Source organism: Mucilaginibacter sp. PAMC 26640 (assembly GCA_001596135.1).
Classification (GTDB): domain Bacteria; phylum Bacteroidota; class Bacteroidia; order Sphingobacteriales; family Sphingobacteriaceae; genus Mucilaginibacter.
Genome location: CP014773.1, coordinates 2,428,590 through 2,452,265, shown reverse-complemented (window position 1 = coordinate 2,452,265; position 23,676 = coordinate 2,428,590). Strand labels below are relative to the sequence as shown.

20 protein-coding genes are annotated in these 23,676 nt (G+C 42.7%); 6 read left to right on the top strand and 14 right to left on the bottom strand.

Translation table 11 applies throughout. From position 1 onward, the window contains the following. Nucleotides 1–27: 27 nt before the first annotated feature. From A0256_10690 to A0256_10670, 5 genes are read right to left on the bottom strand one after another with little or no spacing between them, the layout of a single operon-like run. Nucleotides 28–1,488, bottom strand: coding sequence for a UDP-N-acetylmuramoyl-L-alanyl-D-glutamate--2,6-diaminopimelate ligase (locus A0256_10690; protein ID AMR31856.1), 1,461 nt, complete (start codon nucleotides 1,486–1,488; stop codon nucleotides 28–30). Then, a complete protein-coding gene (locus tag A0256_10685) occupies nucleotides 1,485–3,575 on the bottom strand; it encodes a cell division protein (protein ID AMR31855.1) in 2,091 nt (696 codons plus the stop codon). The genes A0256_10690 and A0256_10685 overlap by 4 nt, the downstream gene beginning before the upstream one ends. Continuing rightward, nucleotides 3,572–3,982, bottom strand: a complete 411-nt coding sequence (locus A0256_10680) for a hypothetical protein (GenBank protein ID AMR31854.1) — start codon at nucleotides 3,980–3,982, stop codon at nucleotides 3,572–3,574. Before A0256_10680 ends, A0256_10685 begins: the two co-directional genes overlap by 4 nt. Further along, the gene (locus A0256_10675) at nucleotides 3,979–4,881 is read right to left on the bottom strand and encodes a 16S rRNA (cytosine(1402)-N(4))-methyltransferase (protein ID AMR31853.1); all 903 of its coding nucleotides are present in this window, start codon (nucleotides 4,879–4,881) and stop codon (nucleotides 3,979–3,981) included. Before A0256_10675 ends, A0256_10680 begins: the two co-directional genes overlap by 4 nt. Beyond that, entirely contained in the window at nucleotides 4,882–5,340 is a 459-nt protein-coding gene (locus tag A0256_10670) for a division/cell wall cluster transcriptional repressor MraZ (protein ID AMR31852.1), read from the bottom strand. It abuts the gene before it with no gap. Between the two features lie 352 nt (nucleotides 5,341–5,692). Here A0256_10670 and A0256_10665 point away from each other — a divergent pair, with 352 nt between their 5' ends. Then, nucleotides 5,693–6,517 (top strand): formyltetrahydrofolate deformylase, encoded by an 825-nt coding sequence (locus tag A0256_10665; protein ID AMR31851.1) that lies wholly within the window; start codon nucleotides 5,693–5,695, stop codon nucleotides 6,515–6,517. Between the two features lie 507 nt (nucleotides 6,518–7,024). Here the strand turns inward: A0256_10665 and A0256_10660 are convergent. The 9 genes from A0256_10660 to A0256_10620 all read right to left on the bottom strand — a co-directional run bounded on the left by A0256_10660 (nucleotide 7,025) and on the right by A0256_10620 (nucleotide 16,819). Then, nucleotides 7,025–7,447, bottom strand: coding sequence for a hypothetical protein (locus A0256_10660; protein AMR31850.1), 423 nt, complete (start codon nucleotides 7,445–7,447; stop codon nucleotides 7,025–7,027). A 37-nt stretch (nucleotides 7,448–7,484) separates the two neighbouring features. Continuing rightward, a complete protein-coding gene (locus tag A0256_10655; protein AMR31849.1) occupies nucleotides 7,485–9,341 on the bottom strand; it encodes an X-Pro dipeptidyl-peptidase in 1,857 nt (618 codons plus the stop codon). A gap of 185 nt (nucleotides 9,342–9,526) precedes the next feature. Then, complete coding sequence (locus tag A0256_10650; protein AMR31848.1) at nucleotides 9,527–11,242, bottom strand: GMC family oxidoreductase; 1,716 nt, start codon at nucleotides 11,240–11,242, stop codon at nucleotides 9,527–9,529. A 186-nt stretch (nucleotides 11,243–11,428) separates the two neighbouring features. Next, complete coding sequence (locus A0256_10645) at nucleotides 11,429–11,968, bottom strand: hypothetical protein (GenBank protein AMR31847.1); 540 nt, start codon at nucleotides 11,966–11,968, stop codon at nucleotides 11,429–11,431. Between the two features lie 163 nt (nucleotides 11,969–12,131). Continuing rightward, nucleotides 12,132–13,322: a phosphoglycerate kinase gene (gene pgk / locus A0256_10640; GenBank protein AMR31846.1), complete on the bottom strand. Its 1,191-nt coding sequence runs from the start codon at nucleotides 13,320–13,322 to the stop codon at nucleotides 12,132–12,134. Between the two features lie 97 nt (nucleotides 13,323–13,419). Continuing rightward, nucleotides 13,420–13,854 (bottom strand): GCN5 family acetyltransferase, encoded by a 435-nt coding sequence (locus A0256_10635; GenBank protein ID AMR31845.1) that lies wholly within the window; start codon nucleotides 13,852–13,854, stop codon nucleotides 13,420–13,422. Beyond that, nucleotides 13,851–14,849 (bottom strand): type I glyceraldehyde-3-phosphate dehydrogenase, encoded by a 999-nt coding sequence (locus tag A0256_10630; protein AMR31844.1) that lies wholly within the window; start codon nucleotides 14,847–14,849, stop codon nucleotides 13,851–13,853. The genes A0256_10635 and A0256_10630 overlap by 4 nt, the downstream gene beginning before the upstream one ends. A 62-nt stretch (nucleotides 14,850–14,911) precedes the next feature. Further along, nucleotides 14,912–16,012 carry an undecaprenyl-phosphate alpha-N-acetylglucosaminyl 1-phosphate transferase gene (locus A0256_10625; GenBank protein AMR31843.1) on the bottom strand — a complete coding sequence of 367 codons (1,101 nt, stop codon included), beginning with the start codon at nucleotides 16,010–16,012 and terminating at the stop codon, nucleotides 14,912–14,914. 60 nt (nucleotides 16,013–16,072) lie between these two features. Continuing rightward, nucleotides 16,073–16,819: a glycosyltransferase gene (locus tag A0256_10620; GenBank protein AMR34507.1), complete on the bottom strand. Its 747-nt coding sequence runs from the start codon at nucleotides 16,817–16,819 to the stop codon at nucleotides 16,073–16,075. An 85-nt stretch (nucleotides 16,820–16,904) separates the two neighbouring features. Between A0256_10620 and A0256_10615 the strand changes: the two genes are divergently transcribed. The 5 genes from A0256_10615 (at nucleotide 16,905) to A0256_10595 (ending at nucleotide 23,656) form a co-directional block, all read left to right on the top strand. After that, nucleotides 16,905–17,684 (top strand): hypothetical protein, encoded by a 780-nt coding sequence (locus tag A0256_10615; protein AMR31842.1) that lies wholly within the window; start codon nucleotides 16,905–16,907, stop codon nucleotides 17,682–17,684. Nucleotides 17,685–17,687: 3 nt separating this feature from the next. After that, nucleotides 17,688–20,114 carry a tyrosine protein kinase gene (locus tag A0256_10610; protein AMR31841.1) on the top strand — a complete coding sequence of 809 codons (2,427 nt, stop codon included), beginning with the start codon at nucleotides 17,688–17,690 and terminating at the stop codon, nucleotides 20,112–20,114. A gap of 11 nt (nucleotides 20,115–20,125) precedes the next feature. Then, the gene (locus A0256_10605) at nucleotides 20,126–20,641 is read left to right on the top strand and encodes an antitermination protein NusG (GenBank protein ID AMR31840.1); all 516 of its coding nucleotides are present in this window, start codon (nucleotides 20,126–20,128) and stop codon (nucleotides 20,639–20,641) included. A 116-nt stretch (nucleotides 20,642–20,757) separates the two neighbouring features. After that, nucleotides 20,758–22,545 carry a hypothetical protein gene (locus tag A0256_10600; GenBank protein AMR31839.1) on the top strand — a complete coding sequence of 596 codons (1,788 nt, stop codon included), beginning with the start codon at nucleotides 20,758–20,760 and terminating at the stop codon, nucleotides 22,543–22,545. Further along, the gene (locus tag A0256_10595; protein ID AMR31838.1) at nucleotides 22,538–23,656 is read left to right on the top strand and encodes a hypothetical protein; all 1,119 of its coding nucleotides are present in this window, start codon (nucleotides 22,538–22,540) and stop codon (nucleotides 23,654–23,656) included. The genes A0256_10600 and A0256_10595 overlap by 8 nt, the downstream gene beginning before the upstream one ends. The last annotated feature ends 20 nt before the right edge of the window (nucleotides 23,657–23,676 follow it).

Below are 23,676 nucleotides of genomic sequence, written 5' to 3'. Positions count from 1 at the left end.
TCGTATTACTATTTTATTCAACATTGCTTAGCTCATTTCTTTGAATTGAGTTAGCAACTCTTCCATATCATCAAAATGGTTCTTCACGCCGTTGATATCCTGATATTTCTCATGGCCCTTGCCTGCCAGAAGGATAATATCTCCCGGCTGGGCAAACATGCAGGCGGTTTTAATGGCCTCCCTCCGGTCTGCAATACTTACCGTGTGGCGCTTAAATGCCGGGTCGATACCTGCCTCCATATCTTTAATGATCTGGGCTGGGTCTTCGGTACGCGGGTTGTCTGATGTGAGGATCACCTTATCACTCCATTCACTGGCTACTTTAGCCATTACCGGGCGTTTAGTTTTGTCCCTGTCACCACCACAACCTATAACGGTGATCACTTTTTCTTTGCCTTTACGGATATCGTGAATAGTGCTCAATACATTCTGAACAGCATCCGGCGTGTGGGCGTAGTCTACAATACCGATCACCTTATTCGGCGCAGTAATGTATTCAAACCTGCCTTCTGCACCGGTCAATTTACTCAGGCTCACCAGCACTTTCGAGCGATCCTGCTCCAACAATAATGCTGCTGCATAAACCGCAAGCAGATTATAGGCATTAAAGGTGCCTACCAGTTTAAACCAAACCTCGTCGTTATCAATATTTAAAAGCAAACCACCAAACTGGTTCTCTATGATGCGTGCACGGTAGTCGGCCATGCTTTTTAACCCATAGCTTTTTTTATGGGCAGCCGTATTTTGCAGCATTACGCTCCCATTTTTATCGTCGCTGTTGGTTAGGGCAAACGCACTTTTTGGCAAACCATCAAAGAACGCCTTTTTAGCTTTCAAATAGCTGTCGAACGTTTTGTGATAGTCGAGGTGATCATGGGTCAAGTTGGAGAAAATGCCACCCGAAAATTTCAAACCTTCTATCCTGTGCTGTGATATGGCGTGGGAGCTGACTTCCATAAAGCAGTAATCGCAGCCCTCGTTCACCATCTCGCTCAATAACTCGTTCAATGCAACCGGATCCGGCGTAGTGTGGGTGGAAGGCACAATACGACCATCTACCTGGTTCTCTACAGTTGACAACAATCCGCATTTATAACCCATATCACGAAACAGTTTATAAAGCAGCGTTGCGATAGTGGTTTTTCCGTTTGTACCGGTAACCCCAACCAGTTTTAGGTTGGATGATGGATTTTCGTAAAAATTGGCAGCCAGCGTACCCAGTGCTTTAGCAGAGTTGTTAACCATTAAAAAGTCAACTTCGGTTGCGGTATGCGCGGGCAGGTCCTCACAAATTACGGCTATCGCACCATCTTTTATGGCCTGGTCTATATAATCGTGCCCGTCTACAACAGTACCTTTTAAAGCTACAAATAAAGATCCCGGCACTACCTTGCGCGAATCGAAAACTACCGCAGAGATCTCCACATCCGCACTTCCCTGTAGTTCGGTAAAGGCTACGCCTTCCAATATGTCGCTCAAATATCTCATTGTAGTTCTATTGTTATTTTAGATCCCTTTGGTATTTGACTACCACCGGTAACCGATTGCGTATTCACCGAACCGCTGCCATGTACCGCCACTTTGTAACCTGCGTTACCTAATATATATAAGGCATCGCTTAGTCCCATTCCGGTAACATTTGGCACCGTGCCCGCTTTTACTTTATTATCATCATAAGCTATGCCGCTGCTGGTGTCGATACCACTGTTTAATGATGCATATAATGGCTTAACTCCCAGTTTAGCATAAACTTGTTTCAGCGCTTTTACATTGCCTTGTTTTGCCTCTGGTAACGTAGTATTCCCTACATAATGCACTGCCTGGCGGGCCATACCTACATCGCTGGCATAAACTTTTTCGCAGATCTCTTTAAAAGCCGGGCCCGCTGTTGAAGCCGCATAATAGCCATTTTTAGGATCGTTAATTACCACGATCAATGAATACTTAGGATGATCTGCAGGGAAGTAACCGCAAAATGAAGACTGGTATTGCTTTTTAGCATAACCCGACCTGCCATCTGCTACCTGGGCTGTACCGGTTTTTCCGGCTATCCTGAACATGGTACTTTTAACGTTTGTTTTACCGGTACCCTCGCTCACTACGCCTTCCAGCATTTCCTGCATTTTCTTCAGGGTAACCGCCGAGCACATACTTTCGCTGATCGTCTTCGCCTGGAAGGTTTCTATCGTATTACCTAATCTGCGGATCTCTTTCACAAACAGCGGCGAAATATACTTACCGTTATTAGCAATGGCGTTGTAAAACGACAGCATTTTGAGCGGCGTTAATTGCATTTCGTAGCCATAGGCCATTTGCGGCAAAGTCATATACTTATTCCAGCTGGCGTTCTTTGGGTTTTTAACTACCGGCTGCGCCTCGCCCGGTATCTGCAGACCGAATTTTTCATTCAGGTGCCAGCTGTACAGGTGATCGGTAAATTTAGCCTGGTTATTGGTATAATATTTATTCACCAGTGAGGCAACCGCAGCATTGGATGATTCTTCAAAGGCCCTCTTAACAGATACAACACCAATACTACCGTGCGAATCTTTAATGATGTGGCTGTTACCTGGGATTTTGTAGTTCTCGGTACTCACCCGGTAATTGGTATCTATCATTTTATCATCCAGCAAAGCCATGTACGATGCCACTTTAAAAGTAGACCCGGGATCCTGGTTACCTGCAATAGCATAATTAAACTTTTCTTTAAAAGTACCATCCGGCATTCGGGTATAATTGGCTACCGCCCTTATTTCTCCGGTTGCTACTTCCATTAGGATAACGGTACCGTGGTCGGCATCACTGGTAACCAACTGTTTTTCCAATGCACTTTGCGCAATATCCTGGAAATTGATATTAATAGTAGAGATGATATCTGCTCCTTCTTTTGGTGCCACATCTTCTTCTTCGTTCACGGGCATCCAAACGCCACCGGCTAAACGTTGCTCTAACCGTTTGCCACTTTCGCCATTAATATAGTTAGCATATGCGCCTTCCAAACCAACAGGATTTTTTACATTCTCGTTTTTGTAGCCAATTGTACGGGCGGCAAGCGACTGGAAAGGCAGAATTCGTTTGTTTAACGGATCGATGATTAAACCACCTTTATATTTGCCCAGGTTGAAAACCGGAAACTTTTTGATGTCCTTCAACATTTTATAGCTAACCCTACGGCGAACTAGCTGGTAGCGGGTGCCTTCTTTCCGCGCTTCGCGAAAAATACGGTTGTAATCGCGGGCCGGGCGATCCTTAAAATAGTTAGCCATGGCCATTGATAGCGAATCGATCTTTTCATCAAACGTTTTATCGTTTGCAATACCACCTGCCAGCATATCCATATGCAGGTCATACTCCGGCACCGACGTTGCCAGCAGGCTACCATCAGAAGAAAAAATATTACCACGCGCTGCCTCAATGGTTTTGTAACGCGTAGATTTTTCACGCGCCATTGCCTTCCACTTATCGCCCTGCGCAAATTGCACACGGCATAACTGAAAGATCACCGCTCCTGCAAACAGGAGGATAAGCCCAAATGCAAGGTATACCCTAAGCAATATATTAGTTCTTATACTCATTGTGCGTCCTCCTTCACTACTATGCGCTGGGCTGGCTGTTCTGATATTTTAATATCCATCGAATCGGCCTTAACTTTTGCCGCCACTTGCGATAGCGTACTTTTGAATGCCAGTTCGGCCTTTGTGTTTTTATAATCCCAGCTCAGTTCTTTTACCTCTTTCCCTATCTTATCAATGTCCCTTATCGTATTATCTGATATGTGCCTGTTGCCAATATACAGCATACATAAAAATGCGATGTACAGCACAAACGGCAGCGCACGGGTAGCATCATCTGTAGTGATTACCCCGTGCCTTAAAAACTGCATAAAAAAGTTATTGGGGAGTTCGCGCTTTGGCTTTTCCTCAACAACAAGCACTTTTTCAGCTTCATCCTCCAGAATTTCTTCGCGGAAACGGTTGCTCATTTTTTTACTGCTATCCTTAATTTTGCACTGCGTGCCCTGTTATTATTCATTATCTCTTCTGCCGATGCCGTGATAGCCCCGCGGCTTACAGCATCAAAAGGTTTATTGTCATTACCGTAAAGATCTTTCTCCACCTCGCCGCTGAATTTACCTTTGGCAATAAAGTTCTTCACCAGCCTGTCTTCCAACGAATGGTAAGACATCACCACCAACCTGCCACCTACTGCCAGCACATCTGCCGACTGGTTCAAAAAATCTTTCAGGGCTTCCAATTCCTGGTTAACTTCAATCCGCAACGCCTGAAAAACCTGCGCCAGGTATTTATTTTCTTTTCCTTTCGGGATGCGGTTGCTAATCGCATTCTTCAGATCCGCCACGGTAACAATGGGGCCGTTCAGCCTTGCTGTAATAATCGTATTGGCCAGCGATTTAGCATTTTGAATTTCTCCGTACATGCCAAATATGCGGTGCAGGTCAGCCTCACTGTATGTATTTACAACCTCTTTTGCACTCAGGTCCGAAGATTGATTCATTCGCATATCCAACTCTGCATCAAAACGGATAGAAAAACCGCGTTCGGCCTGGTCAAACTGGTAGCTGGATACCCCCAGATCTGCCAGGATACCGTCAACCGGTATAGCGCCGTGCAGGCGACTAAAGTTTTTGAGGTAACGAAAGTTTTGATCGATGAAAGTAAAACGCTCATCATCTATCAGGTTTTGCTGCGCATCGGCATCCTGGTCAAATGCAAGCAGCTGCCCGTCTTTACCCAAATGCTTCATAATTTCGCGGGAGTGGCCCCCACCTCCAAAAGTTACATCTACATAAGTACCGCCGGGCTTAATGTTTAAAGCCTCGATACATTCCTGCAGCATAACGGGAGTATGGTATGTACTCATTTAAGCTTCCCTCCTTTTGTTACCCATAACTTCTTCGGCCAGTTCGGCAAAGTTCTCCGGCTCGTTCGCAATCATCGCTTTATGCGCTTTAGCGTCCCAAACCTCTATTTTGTTCAGCATGCAGGTAAGTACTACATCAGTACCAATACCTGCATGCTCAGTTAAATTCTTGGGCAAATTCACCCTGCCTGCTCCATCCGGCATCAAAACCGTCGCGCCGGCGGTAAAATATCTCACAAACTGGATAGCCTTACGGTCATATTCATTAAGTTTGCTCAGTTCATCCAACTTTTTGTCCCATTCTTTTTTGGTGTAGATGACCAGGTAGTTTTCCAGGCCGCGATTGATCACAAGACCCTCAGCGTCAGCTTCAGGAAGCTGCTTTTTGAGGCCCGCAGGGATCATCATCCTCCCCTTGGCATCCAGTTTACATTCGTACTCACCCGTTAAATAGGACATTCTTATTGGTTAACATTTTTTCTAACGTAAAAGTAGAGACTTTCTCCACTTTTTAACACTTTTTCCCACCAAAAAGTTTTCAACACTTTTGTGGCCTTTCCGGCTAGATAAAATGCTGAATAATTATAGCTTTGAAAACGCTGGGCAGGATTACATACAGAATGTAAACATCTGTCAATCGGAGAGTTGACTCAGCCCGAATCCGCTTACCTTGCACGGCCCTTACTTATTTACAGAGAGGGCTAAAATAAAGCTTGGCAACTCCTATTCTTTACTTAATAAAGAGGCCGGAACTGATGAGTGGATGGGGCAGCCAGTTACTTAGATTTACTTTTAAACCGATAATTTAAGGATGATAATTGTGATACAATGCGCCGACCGGATTGGGTTGGTGGCCGCTATTTCGGGGCTGGTTGCCCAAAAGCAGTTCAATATAATTTCTATGCAGGAGCATGTAGATAAGGGAGAACAATTGTTTTTTATGCGGCTTGAATTGGATAAGGAAGATGGGGCCGAAGAATTGGAAACCGACCTGCGCAACACATTACCAGATGGTGCCCTAGTTAAGATTAACCCGAAAGCAGAAAAGAAGATCATTGTACTGGTAACAAAAGAGTACCATTGCCTGGCAGATATCCTGGTGCGCAACTATTTCAAAACACTTGGCGCTTCGGTACAATGCGTTATTGGCAACCAGTCAATTTTGCAGGATATCTGCACCCGCTTTGAAATTCCCTTCTATTACATCCCGTTCGAGGGCGATAATCAAAACTTTGAGGCAGCAATTACCAAAGCGATTTCGGCGCACGAATATGACTACCTGGTACTGGCTAAATTCATGCGCATCCTCTCGGCAGGTTTTGTGAGCAGAGCCCGGTTGAAGATCATCAATATCCATCACTCGTTTCTTCCTGCGTTTGCCGGTGCTAATCCCTACCGGCAAGCGCACGAACGCGGTGTAAAGCTGATAGGCGCCACCGCGCACTTTGTAACCGATGCTCTGGACGAAGGCCCCATCATTGCCCAGCAGATCATCCCGGCAGACCATTCGCTCACCGTATCAGATATGGTAAAAGCCGGCAAGGAGATCGAAACAGCCGTTTTGGCTAAAGCACTAAAGCTGGTATTTGATGACCGGGTATTTGTATACCAAAATAAAACGGTGGTGATGGAGTAGAAAAGGCGCTTTGCTATTTGTGCTTTTGATGGCGTTTTAAAATAAACCACCAAGGCATATAAACTTGCATGCGTTAACTGTCATAAAGGTTGTTGGTGAAAACACTATTAGCGGCGGAAATGCTTACAAACTTTGCAAGCCGTGACCGTCCTGATAGTTGTTGGTGAAAACACCAACAACGGCGGAAAAAACTTTGCATGCGTTGACCGTCCTGATGGTTGTTGGTGAAAACACCAACAACGGCGGAAATGGTTGTTGATGAAAACACCAACAAAGGCTGAAAAACTTACAAACTTTGCATGCGTTGAACGTCGTGATGGTTGTTGGTGAAAACACCAACAATGGCGGAAAATGCCTGCAACCAAGTGAAAAGGTAAACTGTTCGGGCTTGTTCGGGCCTGTTCGGGCCGTTTAGGGGTGGCAACCTTGTTTGCGAAAAACAAAAACACTATAAAAAAACAACCTAATACGTACGCGGAAATTGGTAAAAACGATAGTTGAAATTATTTAGAGGATCTGATTAAACTCCAACCGCTCACCATCCGGCCCGGTAATGTTAAAGTACTTGCAGCCCCGTTCCCAAAATTGGAGAAACACGGGTTCAGGTTCTAATATGTTAAAGCCTGCTTCTTTAATGATAGCATAAGCGGCGTCGATATCAGACACGTCAAAAGCCACATGATCTATATGGCCGTTGCTCCGGCTGCGGATCCCGGCCAGTTCAGCCTCCGGTAGCTGGTAAAGTTCTATCACCATGCGGTCGCGCTTCATCATTACACAAATGCCCCGCTCCTCTTCCGGACCAAAGCCTGCCTGCATAACGTTGGCAAAGCCAAGTCGCTCATAAAAGGCTTGCGATGCGGTAAAATCTGTTACCGGGATACCGATGTGCTGTATGGCATTGAGCTGGAGATGATTAGTGGTTGGCATAATTACGCTGATAAAATATTAGATAGTACCTATCTCCTTACATTACCCTCACTTTTAAATAGCTGGGATGCGCTTTTGAACTATAAATACGGTGGGTTTCCTTTTTAAAATCGGTGTCCTTTGCTTTCATAATATCCTGGAATTGCTGGGTGTTCCTGTCGATCAGCGGGAACCAGGTGCTTTGGATCTGGATCATGATGCGGTGGCCTTTCTTGAAGGTGTGCAGCACATCCTGCAGTTCAAAATTCACCGGGGTGACCTTGCCGGGCACAAAAGGCTCCGGTTTTTCAAAGCTGTTGCGGAACTTTCCACGGATCGGCTCGCTGCGTACCATCTGTTCATAACCACCCATCTTTACATCTTTGCCCGTGAACTGGTTGTTACTAGCCGTATCGGGATATACATCCAGCACTTTTACTACCAAATCGGCATCCGTACCGGTGGTACTGAATTTCAGGTTGGCCCAAATATTTCCGGCTATGGTGACATCTTTCTCCAGCACGTCGGTTTTGTAGGTTAATACATCAGGTCGCTTTTCAGCAAAGCGCTGGTCGGCGGTCATGTATTCGCGTTTCATATCAAAGTCGGTACCATCTATAAACGGCACCGGGTTCATCGGATCTGATATGTATTCTTTATAATCCTCCTTTACACTGCTTGGTGCGCTGAAAGAAAGCTTGCCGCCTGGCTGTAAATACAAATTCTTTTCCTCAGCCTCCTTTGGCGGCCAGGTTTTATAACTTTTCCACTCGTTTACGCCTGTTTGAAAGGTAGAAACTTTAGGGATATCTAATGGAGTGCCTTTTAAGTAATGGCTAAAAAACGCAAACTCTAGTTTTTCGCGATAATATGGCGCGGTGGGGCCGCCAAAACTCACGTCACCCAAATGGTCGCCATTACCACGCGCCCAACCGCCATGTACCCATGGGCCCATGGCAAAATAAACTGGTGTAGCAGGATTTTTCTGAGCGAGGGTTTTATAAGTATTAATAGCTCCGTAAAGGTCCTCCGCATCGTACCAGCCGCCGGTTACCAACACCGCAGTTTTGATATCGTGCAGGTGCGGGAGTACATTACGGTCTTTCCAATGCTGATCATAGTTGGGATGTGCCAGCATTTCGTTCCACAAACGGATCGTATCCTTGTAATACTTATCGTTGGTGTTTTTCATTGACCCCATATCCAAAAAGAATTTGTAGCCATCGCTGGTACCGGGGTCAAACCGGCCGCCTCTGCGCTGGGTAGGCTTATCATCCTGCCTGTTAGTGAAACCCGGGTAGAAACCAAAGTTGGCCACCAGGAAAAAGGCGCCGTTATGAAAAGCGTCATCGCGCCACAAATCAGCAATTGGTGCCTGCGGAGAAGCTGCAACCAAAGCTGGATGGCGGCTTAATAAAGCCGTAGTTGTGTAAAAGCCAGGATAAGAAATACCCCAAACACCAACTTTACCATTGTTATTTGGCAGGTTTTTAAGCAACCAGTCTATCGTATCATAAGTATCGGTGCCTTCGTCTACGTCTTTATTGGTTTTATGCACTTCCAGTTCCGGGGTCATTTCTTCATAAATTCCCTCACTCATGAAACGGCCACGCACGTCCTGGTACACAAAAATATAACCATCGTGCACAAACTGTGATGACGGACCTAGGCTACCTTTATATTTATCCACCCCATACGGACCAACGCTGTAAGGCGTACGATCCATCATAATTGGGTATTTTTTAGATTGATCTTTGGGAACATATACCGATGTGAAGAGCTTTTTACCATCGCGTAAGGGCACCTCATACTCATACTTGGTGTAATTATCTTTAATATACGCAGCATCATTTTGCGCGAAAGAACTTAAAGCAGTGATCAGGATACAGAAGGCTATGGCCAGCGTTTTTTTCATAGGGCTGATTAATTAACGCTTTAAAAGTACGTATAAAAATAAAAAAGCCTCTAAAATTAGAGGCTGATATAAATATGTTACGAAATTGAGGGCAAATCATGGGCACTCTTTAATCTACATCAATCTTGTTTTAATAAGATCTTCAAAAAAAGGTTATTGGTAAAGAGTTAATAGTATTAGTCAATTTAAATCATCCCTTTCTTCAACGCTTCAACCGCGAAGTTAGCTGCCCTCGCTGTTAAGGCCATAAATGTTAGCGACGGATTTTGCGTACCGGTAGAGGTCATACAAGCACCATCTGTAACAAATACATTGGGGCAACTATGCAATTGATTGTACCTGTTTAATAGTGAGGTTTTAGGATCTTTCCCCATGCGTACGCCGCCTACCTCGTGGATATCCAAGCCGGGGGCTTGTTTACTATCATTTGTACTGATGTTCTTACAACCTGCTTTTTCCAGCATTTCGGCTCCTTGCTGTAAAAAATCATTTAGCACTTTTTCATCGTTATCATCATAAGCAACATCAAAGGTTAGCTGCGGTATCCCCCATTCATCCTTTTGTTCCTTACTTAAACTTACCCGGTTTGTTGCCTTAGGAATAGTTTCTCCCTGCATCATCATGTAAATGCTCCAATCACCGGGTTCACTAATGGATTCTTTGTATTGCGCACCCAACTGGTCACCTTCTGCAGCATGGCCCCAACCGGCCCGGCTTGCCGTATAAAAGGTCATGTAGCCGCGTAAAAAATCTGTTTCCTGCTTGTATACATTCCTAAAATTAGGCATCATCACGGCCGTTGGTCTCCGGCCATAGTAGTATCTATCTTTGTAACCCTCCATACCCGCGGTGATAGATCCGCGATAATTATGAAACGCCACGTACTTACCCAGCAAACCGCTGTCGTTCCCCAAACCATCCGGAAACCGTGCCGAGGTAGAATTGAGGAGAATGAGATTGGAATTTAAAGTGGCTGCGTTAACAAATATAATTTTAGCGAAATACTCCGTGGCCGCTTTTGTTTGGTCATCTATCACCCTTACGCCAGTAGCTTTGCCCAACTGCTCATCGTAAATAATGGAGTGGACAACCGAATGCGGACGAAGGGTAAGATTACCCGTTCTAGCGGCCCATGGCAGGGTTGATGAGTTGGAACTAAAATATCCCCCGAACGGGCAACCTCTATCGCACAGACTGCGTGCCTGGCATTGGCCCCTGCCCTGCTGCAAATGAATTTCCTTAGGCTGGGTTAAATGGGCGCAACGGCCAATAACTACGTCCCGATCCTTATAAGCGGCCATTATCCTGTCACGAATAGATTTCTCAACTACGTTCATTTCCCAGGGTGGCAAAAACTCGCCATCCGGCAGGGTTTCAAGTCCGTCTTTATTACCGGCAATCCCTGCAAAACGTTCTACGTGGCTATACCAGGGTGCAATGTCATCATACCGGATGGGCCAGTCTACCGCAAAACCATCCCTTGCAGGGCCTTCAAAATCGAATTTACTCCAACGCTGGGTTTGGCGCGCCCAAAGTAAAGATTTACCGCCAACCTGGTACCCCCTAATCCAGTCAAAAGGTTTCTTTTGAACATAGGGATGCTCCTTGTCTTTTACAAAAAAATGCTCCGTTGCTTCGGTAAAGGCATAGCATTTATCCGCGATAGGGTTTTCGCCTTTTACATGCAAAGGCAAGCGGCCGTGGTGCGGAAAATCCCACGGGTTTTTAGTAGCCGTTGGATAGTCTTTCAAATGCCTAACATCACGGCCCCGCTCCAGCACCAGCGTTTTCATGCCTTGGTCGCATAACTCTTTAGCAGCCCAGCCACCGCTAATTCCGGAGCCAATAACGATAGCATCATAAGTATGCTGTGCAGTACCCTTTGAATTTATATTGATCATGGTGATATCAGGGTTTGGAAACCATTACAAAATGCCCCTAAATATACAAAATCAAGGTATAAGGTAAATATTAGGTTTTTCCTTTCGTTGGATGAGTCAGAAAAATGCATTGCCGGAAAGCACGTAACCTGATTTTAAATTTGCTTAGTGCCATACCCAATTCGGCCTGCTCTTTAATCGAATCACTTACTTCCACCGCCAATCTAACTCCGTAGTTACTTCAATTTCCGGGTTTTGGAAAATGCCGAGCAGATCAATGATAAATGACCGGATATCTGTAGTTTGTTTAGGAACTATTATAGCATCACCGCCCTTTAACCGGATAAAATAATGTGTGCCTATTTCGTTTATCTGGGCCACCTCGCTGGATCTGATAACGCTCTCAACAACATCATCTTTTGTTTTGATGAGTTCGTTGCCGAAATTTATGATACACTCTTTTCCTACCCGATACTGTATTTTGTCTGCCAAAAATTTCGTGTAATGCTTTTTGTATGCATAACGCTGATAGAAGGGATAAAAAATGAGGCTTATAATACCGGCGATCGCGAAGTAGTATGCGTAGAATCCATTCTGATCTCTAAATAGAAAACCCAGGATAAAGAACGCAGCCGAAATAACCAGCCATGATCTACGCCGATTTGCTTTGCTTTTAACATTTTTAGATGCGGAATACAGCAGGTAGGTTAAAAAGTCGTTTTCCAGTAAGACTGTTTTTACGATCATATAAATAAGCGGATTATTGGTAATTGTGATAGTTAACCTAAACGCCTAACAATCCCACAGTGGCATAGGCGCAATAAGAGGTTTTGGTTTTGTGTTAAATACGAAGTAAATAAAAAAAGCAACCATTTCAGGTTGCCTCTTTTATTTTTAAATAAAGTATTCCTTATTCGTTTATTGCCTTAACGCCCGGTAATTCCTTTCCTTCCATATATTCTAACAAAGCGCCGCCGCCTGTAGATACATAGCTCACATCGTCTACCATATCAAACTTGGCTACAGCTGCTGCTGAATCGCCACCGCCGATAAGTGAAAATGCGCCGTTATCCGTTGCTTTTGCAACTGCCTCAGCAATTGCTTTGGTACCGATCAGGAATTTTTCCATCTCAAACACGCCCATTGGCCCGTTCCATAGAATGGTTTTTGACTCCTCTACTACTTTACTAAAGATCTTTACCGTTTCAGGGCCAATATCCAGTCCCATCCAGCCATCAGGAATCTGACCCGTTTTGGCTACACCTGTATTGGCATCATTTGAGAAATCATCGGCTGTAACGTTATCTACCGGCAACAACAGGTTTACACCTTTTTCTTTTGCTTTTTTCACCAGGCTAAGTGCCAGTTCGAGCTTGTCGGCTTCTACCAATGATGTACCGATATTCCCGCCATCAGCCTTAGCAAAAGTATATGCCATACCGCCGCCAATGATCAGGTTATCTACTTTATCCAGCAATTTCTCGATCAGCTCTATCTTGTCAGATACTTTGGATCCACCCATGATAGCAGTAAATGGTTTAGCGGCACCATTCAGAATTTTCTCTGCGTTGGTTAATTCAGCTGCCATCAAATAGCCAAAGAACTTCGCATCAGGGAAGAATTGTGCGATAACTGCTGTAGAAGCATGGGCGCGGTGAGCGGTTCCAAATGCATCGTTTACATATATATCACCCAATTTTGATAACTTTTCTGCAAAATCCTTATCACCTTTTTCTTCTTCTTTATAAAAACGCAGGTTCTCTAATAATAAAACCTCGCCTTGGCCCAGTGCTTTAGCTTTTTCAACTGCCTGCTCACCTATACAATCATCAGCAAACTGTACTTCCTGCCCTAAAAGATCGGCCAGATGGGGCACAATATGTTTTAACGAAAACTCTTCGGTTGGCCCATTTTTAGGTCTGCCTAAATGCGACATCAATATAACGGCACCCCCATCCTTTAATATCTTTTTTATGGTAGGCAAAGCCGCAGTCATACGGTTATCATCGGTAATATTGTAATCTTTATCCAATGGGACATTGAAGTCTACCCGGATAAGAGCTTTTTTACCGTTGAAGGTAATCAGATCGATTGTTTTCATATTTTTTGTATGATTGATGAATGGGGGGCCAAATTGAACAAATTTATTTTAATCGTCAACGTAAAAGTTAAAAAGGTGTTTGTTTGTGGTTAAAACTTCAAGTTATTTTAACATACATAATATAATGCGGGCCTATTCCCGGCACATCAAACTCCGGCGAAACGATCTCGAAACCAGTACCTAAATAAAATGGCACTGCCTTTTTACGGGCATTACACCAAAGGTAATTCACTTTTTGGCCACGCAAGTAGGTGATGGCAAAGTTAACCAGCATATTTCCATACCCTTTACCCCTATATTCTTCGGTTGTTGCCATACCCCTCAACTGGTAAGCATTACCTTTAAAATCCTTGTATTCCACAGGATGAAAAGAGGCGATACATACAAGGTTATTATTGATGTAATACCCTAAATGAAAAGAGGTGTCGGCATCATCATTAGGAAACCGGCATTCGTGAGGCGTTAATTTACCTTCGCGCAAAACCTCGTTGCGAATAGGCAGTACATCATCCGCAGATATAAATTTGATCATTGTGGCATAAGATTAATTTTTTCAACCAGATCTGCCAGTCGGCTGGAGTATCCCATCTCGTTATCATACCACCCCACTACTTTCACAAGCCCACCCACAATGGAGGTTAGCTGGGCATCAAAGATACAACTGTGCGGATTATCCAATATATCGGTTGATACAATGGGGTCTTCGGTATACTCCAAAATATTTTTCATCGGCCCATCAGCGGCTGCTTTAAACGCCGCGTTGATCTCTTCTACGGTGGGCATTTTTTTAAGGCTGCAGGTAAAATCTGTTAATGAACCATTTAGTACAGGCACACGAATACCTGCCCCTCCCAAATGCCCAGTTAAATGAGGAAATATAGCGGTTATGGCTTTTGCGGCACCGGTGGTTGTAGGAATGATAGATGCAGACGCCGCCCTTGCCCGGCGCAAATCTTTATGCGGGGCATCGTGCAAATTTTGGTCGCCAGTCATGGAGTGTACGGTGGTTATATAACCGTCGGTAATACCCCAGTTGTCATCCAATATTTTTACCATGGCAGCAACATTGTTTGTGGTGCAGGAAGCATTTGACAGTATTGAAGATTTAAGGTCAACAGAACCATCATTCACCCCTAAAACTACAGTGGGTACTGTTTTATCTGCGGGTGGCGCCGAAATAATAACTTGCTTTGCTCCGGCGGCGAGGTGCTTGGCAGCACCTTCCCTGCTTATAAATTTACCGGTTGATTCAACCACCAGGTCAATATCAAGGTCGGCCCAGGGAAGGTTAGCCGGATCTTTTTCCTGGAAGGTTTTTATAAGTTTTTGATCGATCAACAGCCCATCGTGCTGACTGCTTACCGAGCCTTTAAACCCCCTGTGTACCGAATCGTATTTGAAGAGATGCGCGAGGGTTGGGGTATCTGCCAGATCATTTATGGCTACCACATCTATATTTTGCCTTGTGAGAATCGTACGTAAAAAAATACGGCCTATACGCCCAAAGCCATTTATTGCTATCCTCATTGTTTACAATTTAAGGCTGCAAAATTAACTAAATAAAACGTGGAGATTTTTTTATTACCGTTCTAGGCAAACAGGTTACGCAAATTATAGCTTTCCCGCTCTTTAGAGCGTAAACAAAAAGTTGTTGCCCAGTTGAAAAGCAAAGAATTCCCTAAAATAATACCTATTAATGCAAAGTTACCCAACGCGCTAAAAAGCAACACCATAACAATTGTTAAAATGTTAAGAGTAGCCAATATAAGCGTTGTTTGCATATGATTGAAGCCAAGGCGCAAAACCCGGTGATGGATGTGGTTCCTATCCGCTGTAAATGGCGAAACACCTTTAAAGATTCGCAGGATAAATATTCTTAAAGTATCAAATATTGGCCCTATAAGAATTGCAAACGTTAGCGCAGGTGCAGAAAAAACACCGGGAATATTGTGACTGCTAAACTTATTTACCTCTATAAAGTTCACCGCCATAACAGCCGAGATAAGGCCGATAAGAAGGGACCCGGTATCGCCCATAAATATTTTGGCAGGAGTAAGATTATAGCGTAAAAATCCAATTACAGCGCCTACGATGGTTAATGATATAGCGGCAAGTTCATATTGTTTAATAGAAACAAAGAGTACTGTAAAAGAGCCATTCACAACAATACAGGTTGTACCTGCTAATCCGTCTATCCCGTCGATAAGATTAAAGGCATTTACAACCAGCATGATAAACAAAATAGAAATGACCGAACTCAGGACATAACTGATATCGTAAATACCAAACACGCCATACATACTGGTCAGTCTGATATTGCCGAGTAATACCAGTATAGCTGCCACAAAGAACTGGATGAGAAATTTGGTGCTTGAGTTTACGCCGGAAAGATCATCTTTTAGCCCCATAGCAAATAGAATTATACTCGATGTGAGCAAGTAACTCACCGGAAGGCTTTTATCAACCATACTAAACAGCAGCATAGTAATATTAAAACTGGCAAAAATGGCCACGCCGCCCAGCCTTGGTATACCATGATCATGCTGCTTACGGAAATGGCCTACATCATCATAAAGGTGCCGCGTGCGGGCAACGTGCAAAATGGATGGGATGGAAAGCGATGTGATAAATACGGAAAAAGCTACTATAAAAATATAGTAAATGAAATAGGTGTTTAAATATTCTGACATTTATAGTAAAGTGAAGGGGACACTCATATATGTTTATGCAATATAATATATTTACAACAATCAAAAAAACTGTTTAATTTTAGTTAAACGCTTTAGAAATAATGCGATAACCGGATATTTTATTTTATTTTTTCGCATAGCTATAAAATCCAAAAATAATACTTTGGCACGCCCCCTGTAACTATTGTTACTAACACCGCCAGTGTACATGTTAACAAGTACCCTGTTCAGATAAAAAACCTGCATTTTATGCACGTGGATAAATCTTAGCATTAACTCATAATCAGCAGCGGTACCATATTGGAGGCTGTAATTTCCAAACTCTTTAAAAATTTCTCTTTTGCAATAAAAGGTTGGATGAGGCGGCATCCACCCTTTATTGAACATGCCGTGTTTATATTCGCCTGACACCCATTTACGGAAAACGATTCCATTTTGTTTCAAATAGTTTAAATCGGCATATAGGATATCTGTTTTGTTTCCGGTAAATGCAGCTGCAATATCAGTTACGGCGTTTGCATCCGTAAAAGTATCGTCTGCATTGAGCATGCCTACCACATCGCCTTTAGCCAGTCTTATACCTTTATTCATTGCATCATAAATCCCATGATCAGTTTCAGAAACAACAACATCAATGTACTGGCTATATTTAGCTACAATACCCATCGTATCATCGCCGGAAGCGCCATCAATAATAATATATTGTATATTATTATAACTTTGTTCAATCACAGATCGTATACACCTTTCTATTGTAACGCCCGCGTTATATGAAACGGTTATGATAGATATCTTTAAATTATTCACGGCGGAAAAATACACTTATTTATACGTAAAATATGTATTTTTGGCTCCGCTTTGTAATTAGATCGAAACGATAGCAGCTTTTATTATGCGCTTTATTTATTCTATTTTTATAGTTGCCACGCTAATTTTTCTCACTTCATGTTCTTACAAGCAAAGTCATGTGCTGTTTGAAAATAAAACAAATGTTAATGCCGCAAACGATAGCGTTTTAAAAAATACTTTCCCGGTGCAAAGCACCTATCATATCCAGCCCAGGGATATTTTGCAGATAAAAAACCTGCAAAATATTAAATATATAGTAGACGATGTGCCAACAAACACATCGGCTAGCGGAAACGCATCTGCCGGACAAACATTTGAGGTAGAAGAGGATGGAACAGTTGCTTTGCCGGTGATAGGCCGGATAGCGGTAAGCGGCCTGACGCGAATAGAGGCCACCAGAAAAATTGAAGAACTTTACCGCAAAGACCTCCTAAAAAACCCAATTTTGGATATCAGGATCACCAACCTGAAGGTTACTATTTTTGGTGAAGTTGCCGCCCAGGGCAATTATCCTATATTGAAGGAAAATACAACTTTAGTTGAAATGCTTGGACAGGCAGGCGGGCTGATGACTACGGCGAACGAAAAAAATATTAAGATTATTCGCGGAGCCGGACAATATAAAACGGTAGCTCTGATCGATTTGAGCGACATTAACTCGATATCAGACCCGAGATCGATACTGCAAAACGGAGACGTTATTTATGTTTCCCAAAACAAACGGGCGGTTCGTAATGATAAACTTTCAAATTTAACTTCATTGATTCAACCTGCGTTGATTTTACTTAACACCGCATTGATCATTATTACGCTTACCCGGTAGTAAATGGAAGAAACGGAAAATCTAAAAAAGAAACTACCTCACCAGGAGATTGACTATTTTAAAATAGCTAAAATACTCATCAGCAGATGGTATTGGGTGGCTGGTTCATTATCAGTTTTTGTAATCTGGTCATACGTCTTTTTATGGTACACGCCAAAAACTTATGCTACCAGCGGCGTATTAAAACTAGAGGAAAAAAAATCAGAGATCGGAGACCTTTCCAACGTATTAAACACATCAGAACGCGGGCCGTCGAGGATCCAAAGTGAAACATCGGTAATGACGAGCCATACGGTTGTGCTTAACGCTATAAAAGATTTAAATTATGATATAAGTTTTTTTGTAGAGGGACGTGTGCGTACAACTGAACTATATCCCCAAAAACCGCTTATAATTGAAAAAGTACAGTTCGACAGTCTGAACTTTTTCCGCGAAATGGTGGCCTACAAACCGATAAACAATAAAACTTTCAACCTAAGCTACAAGGCAGGCGATAAAGATATTTCAAACAATTACAGTTATAACAGCCCTGTTACCTTGGGGCCAACCAGCTTCGTAATTCGCTATCCTTACGGGATCAATAAAAAAGCGGTTATACTTTTCAGGTTTAACACCGCCGAGGATTTTGTGGGTAGAGTGCGCGGCGGACTACGGGCGGGTGAAACAGTAAAAAATTCGAATGTGCTTGCCTTGCAAATGACAGATGCAAATCCCCAATTTGCTGCGGATATTTTAAATGCAGTGATGAACGAGTATTTGATTTACGATAGGAGTCGTAAAACGCAATCAGCTACTCAAATGATCAATTTCATTGATCAACAATTAAAATACCTGTCGGGAGAGGTAAAGAATTCAGAAAAATCCATACAGAATTTCAGGCAAAAAAACCGGCTGATGGAAGTAAGTTCGGCTGCTGAAACCGCATTAGGTAAGGCCAAAGAACTGGAATCACAGCAGGCAATATTAAAACTGCAACTTTTAGCCATCGATGATGTAAAGGAAAAGATCATTAAGGAAAAAAATAACGTCAATCTTAACTTTGACGCTGGAAGCGGGCAAATAGAAGGTGCATTACCAGCTATGATTACACGGCTAGACGGATTAATTTCTCAGCGTACCGAATTGTTAAAAACCTATAAGTACGAATCTCAGCCCATTCAGGATATCAATAAAAACATTCTGCAAATAAAAAATTCAGCTTTAATAAGCTTAAATTCTTCCTATACAACCATTAAAAGAAACCTGGATTATTTAGGAACACAACTGGGGCAAATCAATTCCCAGATCTCCGTGTTCCCGGTGGCTGATCGTGATTTGATTAGTCTGCGCCGTGATTTCGAGATCAATGAAAAAGTATACTCATTCTTGTCGGAGAAAAAACTGGAGTCGCAAATTACCCGTTCGGGCATATTACCGGGAGCGACGATCATAGAGCAGGCACAGCCAAACTACTCGCCTGTTGCCCCAAATGAACATGATGTACACCGCTCTGCAATGATTTTTGGCATTGCCGTAGGCTTGGGTCTTATCATATTGATCAGGGTTTTGAACCCATATATCTACGATAAGGAAACCATAGAAAGCCTTACCACTATTCCAATAATTGGTGTGATAAGAAAGTTTCCGGATAAGATAGATGAAGATAATAATCAGATTTTAGCGGTCAGCAAGCCAAAATCAATATTCGCGGAGTCTGTTCGATCTGTGCGTACCAATTTAAATTTTATAGCGTCTGAAAAACAAAGTAAAATTATTTGTATCACGTCTGAAGTTGCCGGCGAAGGAAAATCATTTGTGGCAGTGAATCTTTCCAGTACATTATCCCTGATAGATAAGAAAGTTATCCTGATAGGTGCCGATTTACGCAGGTCTAAATTGCATAAGACTTTTAACGTGCCTAATGATAATGGTTTAAGCAGTTACCTGGCCCATCAAACCTCGCTTGATGAAATTATCTTGCATTCAAAGCAACAGGGCAACCTTGATTTCATTGTATCCGGCCCTGTACCACCAAACCCTTCAGAGCTATTGCATACCGATAGGATGAAAGACCTGATTGCCGAACTCGGTTTACGTTACGATATTATAATGATAGATACGGCGCCGATAGGGTTAGTATCTGATGCCATTCCGTTGATAAGGATGAGCGATATTAACATCTTTGTGATCCGTGCCGGTAAATCCAAATATTATTCGGCAACCGTTCCGCAGCGGATAGCGCAGGAATACCAGCTGAATAACACAGTAATTGTTTTGAATGCATTTGCTGAAGATTTATTGCATTCGAGATATTACACAACAAAGTTTACGGGTGATTACAGTTCAGGCTACTACTATTACTCTGATTATAGTGGCGGCTATGCATCATCAGGCTATTATACCGATGATGAAAAAAAACGGTGGTGGGACATAAAGCGTTTCTTTAAATAGTTTTAATCGCTATGGTTTTAAACACTGATACCGGGCAGCTTAAATGGTATCCCGTATGTACCCTTCCGCGTGCTGAAAAAAAAGCCTACGCGAATTTAACAAGCAAAGGGATTGAGGCCTACCTGCCTCTTCAAAAACGTCTGAAACAATGGAGCGACAGAAAAAAATGGGTGGAAGAGCCGCTTATAAAGTCGTACATTTTTGTACGCATTGCTGATAACGAACAAGCTGGTGTTTTAATGACCAACGGTATTGCACGATTTATCTACTTTTCGGGCCGGATAACTTCTATGCCCAACAGACAAATTGAAGACCTAAAGTTGTTGATGGCAAGCGCACTTGACCTTGAAATAACAGAAGAAAATTTGCAACCGGGGGAAAAGATAGTAATCAAAGCAGGACCATTAAAAGGGCTAACAGGCGAAATGATTGCATACCGGTCGCAAAAACAATTACTATTACGACTGGAGAGCCTTGGTTGCTCTATTGTTGTAAATGTTGCGTCGGCATATATTGATAGGTTTTAAGTCATGTGCCGTTAAACAAAGGGTCATTAAATAGACCTACAATAGTTTGATTATAAAACAGTTACATTTATTAAATGTGACTTACGAGGCGAAGCTATGTTAAGAAAGATGATGAAATGTGCAGGATAGCAGGTATAGTTTCAAACAAAAACCAGGGCCAGCAAGCTAGTAGGCTGGTAACTTCCATGTGTAATGATATGCAGCATGGCGGGCCGGACGATTCGGGAATTTGGAACAATACCGAAGGAGGAGTCGTATTGGGGCATCGCAGATTATCTATAATCGATTTGACCCGGAACGGCCATCAACCAATGTCCAATCCAGGAAAAAATGCCTGGATAACTTTTAATGGCGAAATATACAATTATCGCGAACTAAAGCGTGAGCTGCAAAAGCTGGGTGCCCAATTCGCATCTGAAACTGATACTGAGGTAATCTTGCAGGCTTATCTTCATTGGGGTACAGCATCTTTTAATAAACTGAAAGGTATGTTTGCCTTTGCGTTATATGACGTGGCAGCTGCAAAAACATATTTGGTGCGCGATACAAGCGCTATAAAGCCCCTATATTATACTACAGCTGATGGGCAGCTGATCTTTGCTTCGGAGATCAAAGCGTTCAAAGCTGCCGGCGCTGTTACCGAAGCAGATAAAAGGTGGCCGGTATGGTTACTCTCATTCGGCCATATTCCGGAACCTTATACCACCTTAAAAAATGTATTTAGCCTGCCCAAAGGTCATTTTTTGTGCTGGAATAACGCAACCAATACCCATGCGATAACCAAATATAGTTATGAGCAGGCGGGAGCTATAATCACAGACCAGCATATTGCACAGCAGGGTATTTATCATCAATTAAATCAAGCGGTTAAAAGACAACTCATATCCGACGCGCCGATTGGGGTATTTTTAAGCGGAGGGATTGATTCATCAATCCTTACCTTACTGGCTAACGAAGAAAACTTACAGCAGCTAAAAACCATTTCCATCTACTTTGACGAAAAGCAGTATGATGAGCGCTCCTATCAAAACGCCGTATTACAAAAAATAAATGGCGAAAACTTTTCCCACCTGGTGAACGAGCAGGATTTTAAAACCTTCCTGCCAAAAATATTAGATACCATGGATATGCCAACTACTGATGGCATCAATTCGTGGTTTATAAGTAAGTATGCCCATGATGACGGTTTAAAGGCCGTATTATCGGGAATAGGCGCTGATGAACTGTTTGGCGGCTACCCATCGTTTGCCAGAATTAAATTTTTACGCTATATCAGGACAATCCCCGGCTGGGCCCTTTTAAGAACAAGTTTACTGCCTGTTAAGCAAGTGAAACGCTTAAGTTACCTTGTTCATAACCACCCTGCGGCAGACTATCTCTTTTTAAGAGGCTTGTTTGCAATAGAAGATATTGCCAAAATATTGGATATGAATGAAGCGGAGATAATTACCATACTATTCGGCTCACATGATTTCTCACAACCCACAGCGTATGACAAGCTGCAAGCTGCCTGGTTTGAAACAAATATGTACATGCAGAATCAATTACTTCGCGATACAGATGTGATGAGTATGAGCCATGGACTGGAAGTGCGGGTGCCATTCCTGGACGAAGATTTCAGAGCCTTTATAAATCGGATCGCTCCGCAAATTAGGTTTGATAGCGCAAGGCCGAAAAAAATCCTGATCGATAGCTTTAAAGCATTGCTACCCCGCAATGTGTGGGATCGCCCAAAAATGGGATTCACCTTTCCATTGCAGCAATGGATGAAAAATGAAAAAAATATAGCCGACGAAAGTATGTATAACACTAAGTTTGCTAAAAACATTATAAAAGAATTTAAAAACGACCGGGTGCATTGGTCACGGGCATTTGCATTATATCAGGTACAAAAGCATGTGTAAAAAAGTTATACTTTTAACTTTACAAACATTTAGTGCCACCGGAGGCATCCAAAAAATGGCCCGAACATTGGCCCATTCATTGCTGCGCATTTGCCAAACCAATAATTGGCAATTTCAGCTCATGTCGTTATACGATATAGATAGCGATCTGCAGCCCCATTATTTACCACAACAAAACTTTAAGGGTTATAATAAAAATCGCCAAGCTTTCGTACTCGCCACATTGGTAACAGCGAAGCAATATGATACTGTTATTTTAAGCCATATCAATTTTGCAATTATTGGTGTACTGATCAAAGTACTGCGGCCAAAATGCCAGGTTTGGCTAATAGCTCACGGGATTGAAGTATGGCGCCCCTTGAGTTTTCACAAAAAACTTTTGCTTAAGTACTGCGATAAAATACTTTGTGTAAGCCAATACACAAAAGATCAAATGGTGATTCGGCATGGCACCAATATTGAAAAGTGCTCCATCCTTAATAATGCCATCGATCCATTTATAAAACAGCCGGATGATTTTACAAAGCCCGGGGTTTTACTAAAAAAATACTCGTTAACATCGGCTAATCAGGTGGTTTTTACACTCACCCGTTTAGCCTCTACCGAAAAATATAAAGGGTACGATAATGTAATAGCCGTTATTGGCAAATTAAAGGCACGTTTCCCGGGCATAAAATACATCCTCTCGGGTAAGTATGATAAGAAAGAAGAACTTCGTGTTAATGAGTTGATAGAAAAGCATAACGTAAAAGATCATGTGATTCTCACAGGATTTATTGACGAAAGCGAATTGGTTAAACATTTCCTTTTAGCAGATCTGTTTGTATTACCGAGCAAAAAAGAAGGCTTCGGCATTGTCTTCATCGAGGCTTTAGCCTGCGGCTTGCCTGTAATTTGTGGTAATGCTGATGGAAGTGTAGATGCCATAAGGCATGGTGAACTGGGCACAGCGATCAACCCGGATGATGCTATCGAACTGGAAGAACAAATTACACAACATCTTTTACACCCGCTGGATTTAACACGCCGTAAATTTCTACAGGCAAAATGTTTGCAATACTTTAATGAAGATACTTACATTGATAATTTACAAGCGTTACTCGCGGGCTAAGCAAGCCGGTTTGTATAACT